Raw genomic sequence first — 10,631 nt, 5'->3', positions numbered from 1 at the left:
CCACGAGATCGCGCCGGGCCGCGCGGCCTATCTCGTCCCCGCCACCGGCGCGGTCACCGTCAACGGGCGGGCCGCCGCCGCGCGCGACGGTGTCGCGGTGAGCGGGGAACGCGCGATCGTGATCGAGGCCGGCACGGAAGAAACGGAACTCGTCCTTGTCGATGTTCGAGAATGAAACGAGTTTCATGGGGCCGGGATAGTGCTGTTTAGGAACCGCGCTATATCCGCATACGGGCGATCGATCCATTTCGGGAACTGTCCCGCCTGCGGAATGGATACTGTATCGGATCGGCGCCCTGCCTGCTGCGACGCTCCCGGCGGCGCATCTCGCGCCCCCTTGCGGGGCGGCCCATCTCCCGCCGGCGCCGCCGGCCGAACAAGAAGGATAGACTGAATGAACCTGTTCCTCGCCCGCCGCCGGCCCGGGCAGCTCGCTGCCCTCACCGCCGTCATGCTGGCCGGCGGCACGCTTGCCGCGATTTCGCTCGACAGCGCCTTCGCCAACGACAAGGCGTTCGACGCCACGTCGAAAGTCCAGAAGGACTTCAAGCCGATCCCGAGCTTCGCCCCCCTGGTCAAGGACGTCAGCCCCGCGGTCGTCTCGGTGACCGTGCATCTCAAGGTCCAGCAGGCCGACAACACGCAGGCGCAGAACGGCATGCCGCCCGGCATGCCCTTCGCCTTCCCCTTCCCCTTTCCGCAGCCGCAGCAGCCCCAGGCCGTGGAAGCCAAGGGCTCGGGCTTCTTCATCTCGTCCGACGGCTACATCGTGACCAACAATCACGTGGTGAAGAACGCGAAGTCGGTGTTCGTCACGCTGTCCGACGGATCGAAGCTGCCGGCCAAGATCGTCGGCACCGACCCGAGCACCGATCTCGCGGTGCTCAAGGTCAAGCGCGACAAGCCCTTCCCCTACCTGCAGCTCGGCGACTCGGCGAAGGTCGTGCCCGGCCAGTGGGTGATCGCGATCGGCAACCCGTTCGGCCTCGCCGAAACGGTGACGACCGGCGTCGTCTCCGCCCTCGGCCGCGACATCGGCGACGGCCAGTACGACAGCTTCATCCAGATCGACGCGCCGATCAACGAGGGCAATTCCGGCGGCCCGCTGCTCAACCAGCGCGGCGAGGTCATCGGCGTGAACACCGCGATCCTCACGCCGTCCGGCGGCTCGGTCGGGATCGGCTTCTCGATCCCCTCCGACATGGTCAGGCGGATCGCCGACGAGCTGATCAAGTCCGGCCACGTCACCCGCGGCTTCATCGGCGTGCAGGTGCAGACGATCACGCCGGAAATGGCCCAGGCCATGGGCGTTCCCGTGCATGACGGCCGCGCCGACGGCGCGCTGATCGCCGAGACCATGCCGAACGGGCCGGCGGCCAAGGCCGGCCTGAAGCCCGGCGACATCATCACCAAGGTCGATGGCAAGATGGTGCGCGACCCGCGCGAACTCGCCCTCGCCATCTCCGGCATCAAGCCGGACGGCAAGGCCAGCATCACCTATCTGCGCGGCGGCGCGTCGCACGAGCTGAACCTGCGCGTCGAGAAGATGCCGGCCAATGCCGAGGCGGCGTTCGCGCCGGGCGGCAGCCAGAGCGGCCCGGCCATGCACAAGCCGGAACTCGGCCTCTCCCTCGCCCCGCTGAGCGATGCCGCCCGTCAGCAGCTCAACCTGCCGGACAATGTCTCGGGCGCGCTGATCGCCCATGTCGCGCCGAACTCCCCGGCCGACGAGGCCGGGCTGCGCTCGGGTGACGTCATCGTCGGCGTCGGCAGCATGACGGTGAACAACCCCGACCAGGCGGTCGCCGCGATCCGCAAGGCCGAAGCCGCGAAGGCGAAGGCGATCGCGCTGCGGGTGATGCGCGGCAACCAGGCCCTGTTCGTCGCGGTGCCGCTGCCCAAGGAAAAGGCCGGCAAGTAAGGGCGAACCGTTTTTCCGCCCGGCCGGGCAAGCGGGGCACAGCATACTCTCCGCGGCCCGGCCGGGAACCGGTTTCTGCTCAATTCGCCTCCGGCTCTTGCGGGCCGGAGGCGTTTCTGTTTTCGAAAGGATATTCCTTACGGAAACGGGGCCGTCATGACCATGACCGACATTGCAACCGGCGCGCTCGATGCCGATCTCGCGGCGCTCGAGGCGGAAAGCATCGAGATCATCCGCGAAACCGCTTCGGGGTTCCGCAACCCGGTGATGCTCTATTCGATCGGCAAGGACAGCTCGGTGATGCTGCATCTGGCGATGAAGGCGTTCTACCCGGCGAAGCCGCCCTTCCCGCTGATGCATGTCGATACCGGCTGGAAATTCCGCGAGATGATCCGTTTCCGTGACGAAACGGTGCGGCGCCTCGGCCTCCGCCTCATCGTCCGCCACAACGCCGAGGCCGCCGCCCGCGGCGTCAACCCGTTCGACTACGGCGCCTCGACCTACACGCAGGTGATGAAGACCGAAACGCTGAAGGCCGGGCTCGACGAGCTGCAGTTCGACGCGGCCTTCGGCGGCGCCCGGCGCGACGAGGAAAAATCCCGCGCCAAGGAGCGCATCTTCTCGGTCCGCACCGCCGGCCACGGGTGGGACCCGAAGGCGCAGCGGCCGGAAATCTGGAACCTGTTCAACACCCGCCTCGCCCCCGGCCAGACCATGCGCGTCTTCCCGCTCTCCAACTGGACCGAGGCGGATATCTGGAACTACATCGCCCGCGAGAACATCCCCGTCGTGCCGCTGTATTTCGCGAAGGAGCGCCCGGTGGTCGAGCGCGGCGGCCAGCTCCTGATGGTCGATGACGACCGCCTCCCCCTCCGCCCCGGCGAGGTGCCGCAGCTGCGCAGGGTCCGCTTCCGCACGCTCGGCTGCTACCCGCTCACCGCCGCGATCGAGTCCGATGCCGAAACGCTCGAGGCGGTGCTCGCCGAAATGCGCGAATCCCGCGTCTCCGAGCGCCAGGGAAGGCTGATCGACCACGACGATGCGGCGGCGATGGAAAAGAAGAAGCGCGAGGGATATTTCTGATGAACGAGATGAGCACGACCGCCTCCCGCTCGCTGCTGCGCCTGCTGACCTGCGGCTCGGTCGATGACGGCAAGTCCACCCTGATCGGCCGGCTGCTGTTCGACACCGACAACATCCCCGACGACCAGCGCGCCGCCCTCGAACGCGATTCGCGCAAATACGGCACCGACGGCGCCAATATCGACTACGCCCTCCTCGTCGACGGGCTCGAGGCCGAGCGCGAGCAGGGCATCACGATCGACGTCGCCTACCGTTTCATGGCGACGAGGCGGCGCAAGTTCATCATCGCCGACACGCCCGGCCACGAACAGTATACCCGCAACATGGCCACCGGCGCCTCCACCGCGCAGCTCGCCATCCTGCTCGTCGACGCGAGCCAGGGCCTGCTGACCCAGACCCGCCGGCACGCCTTCATCGCCGACCTGCTCGGCATCCGCCACGTCGTCCTCGCGGTCAACAAGATCGACCTGATCGGCTTCGACCAGGCGCGCTTCGACGCCATCGCCGAGGAATTCCGCGCCCTCGCCGCGCGGTTCCATTTCGAGACGATCACCCCGATCCCGCTCTCCGCCCGCCATGGCGACAACGTCGTCCATCGCAGCGCGCGCATGCCCTGGCATGACGGCCCCACCCTGCTCGAGCATCTGGAGACCATCGAGCCCGGCGGCACCGGCGCCGGGCCGTTCCGCTTCCCCGTGCAATGGGTCAACCGGCCGGACGCCGATTTCCGCGGCTATGCCGGCACGCTCGCCGGCGGCGAGGTGAAGCCGGGCGACGAGGTGGTGGTCGCCGCCTCCGGCCAGCTCACCCGCATCGCCCGCATCGTCACCGCCGATGGCGACCGCCCCGCCGCCCGCGCCGGCGATGCCGTCACCCTCACCCTCGCCGACGAGGTCGATCTCTCCCGCGGCGACGTGCTCGCCAGTCCCGGCGCCCGGCCGGACGTCGCCGACCAGTTCGCCGCCGACCTCGTCTGGATGGCCGAGGCGCCGCTCTTCGCCGGCCGGCCCTATATCGTCAAGCTCGGCACCGCGACGGTCTCCGGCGTCGTCTCGCGCATCAAGCACAAGGTCAACGTCAACAATTTCGACGAACTCGCCGCCGATTCGCTCACGCTGAACGAGGTCGGCTCGGTCAATGTCGCCCTCGCCACCCCGGTCGCCTTCGACCCCTACACGCTGAACCCGCGCACCGGCGCCTTCATCCTGATCGACCGGATGACCAACGCCACCGTCGCCGCCGGCATGATCCGCCATCCGCTGCGCCGCGCGAGCAACATCCACCGCCAGGCGCTGACCATCGACCGCGCCGCCCGCGAGGCGCTGAACGGCCACCGCCCGGCCATCCTCTGGTTCACCGGCCTGTCCGGCTCCGGCAAGTCGACCATCGCCAACGCGCTGGAGACGAAGCTGCACCTGCTCGGCGCGCACACCTACCTGCTCGATGGCGACAATGTCCGCCACGGCCTCAACCGCGACCTCGGCTTCACCGATACCGACCGGGTGGAGAACATCCGCCGCGTCGCCGAGGTGGCGAAGCTCTTCGCCGATGCGGGGATGATCGTGCTGGTCAGCTTCATCTCGCCCTTCCGCGCCGAGCGCAACATGGCGCGCGAACTCGTCGAGCCCGGCCTGTTCCACGAGGTCTTCGTCGACACGCCGATCGAGGTCTGCCGCCAGCGCGACCCGAAAGGCCTCTACCGCAAGGCCGATGCCGGCGAGATCCGCAACTTCACCGGCATCGACAGCCCCTACGAACCGCCGGAAGCGCCCGAATTCCACCTGCGCACCACAACGGCGGACCCCGACGCGCTGGCCGAAGCGCTCCTCGCCGCGCTGCGCCCGCAACTCGGCCTCGGCCTCTGACGGCCCCGTCTCCGGCCGCCCCGCGCGGCCGGAGAACACTAGCCGAGAGCCGCCGCCGGCGCCTATAAGCCGGCATGTCGTACAACAGTTTCGGCCATCTCTTCCGCGTCACCACCTGGGGCGAAAGCCACGGCCCCGCGATCGGCTGCGTCGTCGACGGCGTGCCGCCGCGCATCCCGCTCTCGGAAGCGGACATCCAGCCCTTCCTCGACCGCCGGCGGCCCGGCCAGTCCCGCTTCACCACCCAGCGCCGCGAGCCGGACATCGTCCGCATTCTCTCCGGCGTCCATGGCGGTGTCACCACCGGCACGCCGGTCGCCCTGCAGATCGAGAACACCGACCAGCGCTCGCAGGACTACGCCAACATCGCCGACCGTTTCCGCCCCGGCCATGCCGACATCGCCTATCACTGGAAATACGGCGTCCGCGATCCGCGCGGCGGCGGCCGCTCCTCGGCGCGGGAGACGGCGACGCGCGTCGCCGCCGGCGCCATCGCCCGCAAGATCCTCGGCGAGCGCGTGCGCATCCGCGGCGCGCTGGTGCAGATGGGCCGGCACGCGATCGACCGCGCCCGCTTCGACTGGGACGAGGTGGACCGCAACGCCTTCTTCTGCCCCGACCCCGAGGCCGCGAAGGCCTGGGCCGAGGAGCTCGACGCCGTGCGCAAGGCCGGCTCCTCGCTCGGCGCCGTGGTGGAAGTCGTCGCCGAGGGCCTCTCCCCCGGCCTCGGCGCGCCGGTCTACGCCAAGCTGGACGCCGATCTCGCCGCGGCGATGATGAGCATCAACGCGGTCAAGGGTGTCGAGATCGGCGACGGTTTCGCCGCCGCCGCCCTGCGCGGCGAGGAGAACGCCGACGAGATGCGGATGAACGAGGACGGCACGGTGCGCTTCCTCGCCAACCATGCCGGCGGCGTGCTCGGCGGCATCTCCACCGGCCAGCCCGTCATCGTCCGCTTCGCGGTGAAGCCGACCAGCTCGATTCTCACCCCGGTCCACAGCGTCGATTCCGATGGCGACGAGGTCGATATCCAGACCAAGGGCCGGCACGATCCCTGCGTCGGCATCCGCGCGGTGCCGGTCGGCGAGGCGATGATGGCCTGCGTTCTGGCCGACCAGCTGCTGCTGCACCGCGCCCAGTGCGGCGAAACCGGCGCCGGGCGCCTGCCGCTGGCAAAAAAGTGATAGCGGCCGGGCGTGACGTGAGGTAGACGATTTGTCCATGAACAATTCACGCGCGCCCGCCGGCATCCGGACCCAGGTCAACGCCCTGATCGAGCGTGCCGGCCGAAAATCCTGGGCGGCGCGCATCGAGCGCCTGCATGACGAGGCGGCGTCGAGCCCCCGTTACGGCCGGCTGGTCGCCCTGCGCCACGCCGCCGAATTCGCCGCGGAGAAAGTCGCGCGCGACCTGCCCCTCGCGCCGGTGGACCATGTTCTCGCCGCCCGTGTCGCGGCGCTCGAACCCCTCGCCGCCGGGCTCGACGATGCCGGGCGCGTCCGCTTCGAGGCCGCGCTCGCCGCGGCGCTGGAGGATGACGGCACGCTGATCCCGCTGCTCCACCTGCACGATACCGCCGAGCGCCACCGCGCGATGGGGTTCGAGGTCGCCTTCGCCGGGCTCGAGGACGGCGCGAGCTTCGACCTGCTGGCCACGCGCGAGGGCGCGGCGGTGGAAATCGCCTGCGACACGCTCTCCGCCGAGGCCGGCCGCCTCGTGCATCGCGCCGCCTGGATGCGGCTGATGGACCGGATCGACCCCGACCTGCAGACCTGGCTCTCCGCGCATCCCGGCCGCTACCTGCTGAAAATGACCCTCCCGCGCGGCCTGCGCGAGGCGGGGACCGACGGCACCGAGGCCCTCGCCGAACTGCACCGGCGGATCAACTTCATGCTCGCCTCGGCCAGGCGTTCGGATCACGACGAGGCCGCCGTCCTCCGGCTCGACCCGCTGATGCTCGCCGCCGCCCAGGCCAGCGAGAACGGGCTGATGAACCGCCTGCGCCACGAATTCGGCCCCGAGGCCAATCTCGCCGTCACCGGCGACGGCCAGGGCGTCTTCGTCCTCGCCGCCCGCGCCGGCAGCGAGAACGAGGTGGCGGTGGCCATGCGCAACCGCCTCGCCGCCCTCGCGCCGTCGCGGCTGACCGGCACCCGCCCCGGCATCCTCGCGATGTTCATCGAGGATACCGACCGGCTGGAATGGCGCCTCCTGCGCGAGCAGCTCGCGCTGGAGGGCGAGGCAAGGCAGTTCCTCACCTTCCCCGAGGCGAGGCCGGTCGTCGCCGTCACCTGCACCTCGCGGATCGAACTCTGCGCCGTGGACGGTGCCGATGCGCTGCGCTTCCGCAACCCGACGCATCCCGCCGGCAAGCTGCCGGCCCTCGCCCCCGCCGTGCTCTCGGTTTGCTGAACGCGCCCGGCGGGTCCGATCCTCGCCAAGGGTTGTCAAAGGGTCACCTTCGGCCCAGTCTCCCCGTGCCGGTCACCGCACCGGCCACCATAATGGGGAGAGAAACATGAGTTCTGGAACCGTGCGCCGGGTGCGGCGCAACTCCGTGGGCATCCTTGCCGTCGCCGCGCTGACGGCACTCCCGTTGCTGGCCCACGCCAAGCCGAAGCCCATCGTGGTCGGCATCACCGCCTGGCTCGGATCGATTCCCGGCCGTTCCATCGCCGATGGCGCCACCCTCGCCGCCGAGGAAATCAACGCCAAGGGCGGCGTGAACGGGCGGCCGATCAAGCTCGTCATCGAGGACAACCACAATTCCACGACGGACGCGATCCGCTCGTTCCAGCGCATGGTCAGGGAGGACCACGCGGTCGCCATCGTCGGCGACTTCACCAGCGAGGTGGGCCTGGCGCTCGAACCCTGGGCGGCGCGCATGCACGAGCCCTTCCTCATCACCGGCGCCGCGTCGAACAAGCTCACGGAATTCGTGCACGCCAACTACGCCCAGCACAAATACATCTTCGAGCCCAACCTGAATTCCGGCGAACTCGCGCAGAACATCTGCGATGCGGCGAAATCCGTCCTCGTCGGCAAGCTCCACATGAAGACCGCGGTCGTCATGAGCGAGGACGCCGCCTGGACCCTGCCGCTCGACGCCGGCTTCAACAAATGCCTGCCGAAAGCCGGGCTCAAGGTGCTGAAGGATATCCGCTTCGCGCCCAACACCTCGGACTTCACGCCGATCTACCAGCAGATCGAGGCGATGCACCCGGACGTGATCATCACCGGCTGGGCCCATGTCGGCGTGAAGCCGACCACCCAGTGGGCCGAGCAGAACGTGCCGATCCCGCTGATGGGCATCAGCTCGCAGGCAACCTCGACCACCTTCTGGAAAGCGACCAACGGGGCAACCCAGGGGGTCATCACCATCGCGCCGGCCGCCGCCGGGGTGGCGATCACGCCGAAGACGCAGCCGTTCATGAAGGCCTACCAGGCGAAATTCCACACCTCGCCGGCCTATACCGGCTTCACCACGTATGACGCGATGTATGCCCTCGCCGCCGCGATCGAACGGGCGAAATCGACCAAGGCGGGGCCGCTGGTCGCCGCCCTGGCCAAGACCGACCGCGTCGGCACCGAGGGGCCGATGCAGTTCAACGGGCCGAAGGCGCGCTTCGCCAACGGCATCGTCTATGGCAAGGGCCACGTCCGGTGGATCGACGTCCAGTGGCAGGACGGCACGCAGAAGGTCATCTGGCCGGCGGATCTCGCCAACGCGAAGCCGAAATTCCCGAGCTTCGTGAAGCTGCCGGGCTCGAAATAGCCCTTCCTCCCGGCCAGACCCGAACGGCCCGCGGCCGGAGACCATCCTCCGGCCGCGGGTTTTTCCTGCCGCCCGATCTGGACTTCGCGGCGCGGGGCCGCGAAACATCCGCCATCACCCAGTCCAACGGAGTATGTCGATGTCCCGTCTCACGCTCGAAGCCGCCAACCGCATCATCGAGGGCGCCCGCGCCAGGGGCCGCGAACTCGGCCTCGCGCCGCTCACCGTCGTCGTGCTCGATGCCGGCGGCCACATGATCGCCCTCGCCCGCGAGGACGGCTCGGGCATCGCCCGCGTCGAGATCGCCACCGGCAAGGCCTGGGGCGGCCTCGGCGTCGGCGCCGGCTCGCGCATGCTGTTCGACCGCTGGAACGCCGGCGGCGCCGGTTTCGTCACCGCCCTTGCCGCGGCGACCGGCGGGCGCATGGTGCCGGTGCCGGGCGGCGTGCTGGTCACCGCCGATGGCGCCGTGCTCGGCGCGGTCGGCATTTCCGGCGACACCTCGGACAATGACGAGGCCTGCGCCATCGCCGGCATCGAGGCCGCCGGCCTCACCCCCCGCGCGAACTGACGGCCCGGCGCGCCGGAAGGCCGTTCAATCGTCTGGTCGCAAGCCGCCGTCCCCGGCCGGGCACGCCGCCCGGCCGGGGCACGCTTTCAGCCGGCGCCGTCGCCCAGCGGCACGACGATCCAGCTCGTTCCCGCCGGCCCGCCCACCAGCAGCGGCACGACGTTCCGGCTCGCCTTCACGCCGTCCTGCAAGGCCGCCGCGGTCGTGACGAAATGCGGCCCGACGGCCTCGATCAGCGTATCCGGGAGCAGCCCGGCCCGCGCCGCCGGGCCATCCTTGGCGACCGTGATCACGATCACGCCCGCCCCGCCCGGATGCGCGGCCACACCGATGCCGAGCGCCGGAATTTCCGTCGGAACCAGCGCGGGCTTCGCCGCCGGCTTGCCGGTCTTTCCCTTGGCGGCCGGCGCCGGCTCGATCGTGATCGCCGCCTCCTCCGTCCTGCCGCCGCGTTCATAGGTCATCCGCGCCTCGTGCCCGACCGGGATCTCCGCCAGCGCGACCTTGAAATCATGCACCGTGGCCACCTTCCGGCCGTTCACCGCCGTCACCACGTCGCCCGGGCCGAGCTTGCCGGCGGAAGGCCCGTCCGCGACCACGCCGCCGACCACCACCCCATCGGTCGAGGCCAGATGCCAGGCCGCCTTCATGTCCTCCGACACATGCTCGATCCGCAGCCCCGCCCAGCCGCGCTTCATCGCGCCATCGGCGATGATCGCCGCCGCCACCGGCCGCACCATGCTCGACGGAATCGCGAACCCGATCCCGACCGACCCGCCCGAAGGCGAGTAGATCGCCGAATCGACGCCGATGACCTCCCCCTTCGCGTCCAGCAGCGGCCCACCCGAATTGCCGCGGTTGATGGCGGCGTCGGTCTGGATGAAATCGTCATACGGCCCCGAGCCGATGTCGCGGTGCAGCGCGCTCACCACCCCCGCCGACACGCTGAAGCCGAGGCCGAACGGATTGCCGATCGCCACCACCCAGTCGCCGAGCACCAGCTGCGAGCTGTCGCCGAAATGCAGGAAGGGCACCGGATGATGCGCGTCGATCTTCAGCACCGCGAGATCGGCCTTCTTGTCCGAGCCGACCAGCTTCGCGGTGAAGATCGAGCCGTCATGCATCGTCACCTTGATCTCGCTCGCCCCGGCGATGACGTGATGATTGGTGACGATATAGCCGGTCGGGCTGATGAAGAACCCGGTGCCGAGCGCCTGCTCGGCCTTCGGCGGCACGATCAGCGTGCTCGTGTCCGCCGGCTCCGATTTCGAAGGCGCCGCCGCCCCCTGGTCGGGCGGCGGCATCTCGCCGGACTTGTCGCCCTTTCCCTTGGAGGGATCGATGCTCTCGATATCCACCACGGCGGGCAGCGCCGCGCGCGCCACCTGCGCGACCGCGGGCGGCGCCGGCACGGCA

General features: G+C 69.8%; 9 protein-coding genes. 8 read left to right on the top strand and 1 reads right to left on the bottom strand.

Features of this window, described 5'->3' with window-relative positions; genetic code table 11:
- Positions 1–7: 7 nt before the first annotated feature.
- The 8 genes from APM_RS21980 to APM_RS03790 all read left to right on the top strand — a co-directional run bounded on the left by APM_RS21980 (position 8) and on the right by APM_RS03790 (position 9,215).
- Entirely contained in the window at positions 8–175 is a 168-nt protein-coding gene (locus APM_RS21980; RefSeq protein ID WP_241763099.1) for a hypothetical protein, read from the top strand.
- Between the two features lie 219 nt (positions 176–394).
- On the top strand, positions 395–1,921 hold the full coding sequence (locus APM_RS03820) for a Do family serine endopeptidase (RefSeq protein WP_007422037.1): 1,527 nt from the start codon (positions 395–397) through the stop codon (positions 1,919–1,921).
- Positions 1,922–2,077: 156 nt separating this feature from the next.
- Positions 2,078–3,004 carry a sulfate adenylyltransferase subunit CysD gene (gene cysD / locus APM_RS03815; protein WP_007422036.1) on the top strand — a complete coding sequence of 309 codons (927 nt, stop codon included), beginning with the start codon at positions 2,078–2,080 and terminating at the stop codon, positions 3,002–3,004.
- On the top strand, positions 3,004–4,869 hold the full coding sequence (gene cysN / locus APM_RS03810; RefSeq protein ID WP_007422035.1) for a sulfate adenylyltransferase subunit CysN: 1,866 nt from the start codon (positions 3,004–3,006) through the stop codon (positions 4,867–4,869). Before cysD ends, cysN begins: the two co-directional genes overlap by 1 nt.
- 74 nt (positions 4,870–4,943) lie before the next feature.
- Complete coding sequence (aroC, locus tag APM_RS03805; RefSeq protein ID WP_007422034.1) at positions 4,944–6,053, top strand: chorismate synthase; 1,110 nt, start codon at positions 4,944–4,946, stop codon at positions 6,051–6,053.
- A 37-nt stretch (positions 6,054–6,090) separates the two neighbouring features.
- Complete coding sequence (locus APM_RS03800) at positions 6,091–7,281, top strand: hypothetical protein (protein ID WP_007422033.1); 1,191 nt, start codon at positions 6,091–6,093, stop codon at positions 7,279–7,281.
- A gap of 106 nt (positions 7,282–7,387) precedes the next feature.
- A complete protein-coding gene (locus tag APM_RS03795; protein WP_013639947.1) occupies positions 7,388–8,644 on the top strand; it encodes an ABC transporter substrate-binding protein in 1,257 nt (418 codons plus the stop codon).
- 139 nt (positions 8,645–8,783) lie between these two features.
- On the top strand, positions 8,784–9,215 hold the full coding sequence (locus APM_RS03790; RefSeq protein WP_007422031.1) for a heme-binding protein: 432 nt from the start codon (positions 8,784–8,786) through the stop codon (positions 9,213–9,215).
- Positions 9,216–9,301: 86 nt separating this feature from the next.
- Here the strand turns inward: APM_RS03790 and APM_RS03785 are convergent.
- A partial coding sequence (locus tag APM_RS03785; RefSeq protein WP_007422030.1) for a trypsin-like peptidase domain-containing protein occupies positions 9,302–10,631 on the bottom strand: 1,330 nt, incomplete at its 5' end.

Source organism: Acidiphilium sp. PM, assembly GCF_000219295.1.
Lineage (GTDB): Bacteria > Pseudomonadota > Alphaproteobacteria > Acetobacterales > Acetobacteraceae > Acidiphilium > Acidiphilium multivorum.
This window is presented reverse-complemented; position numbering and strand designations above follow the sequence as displayed.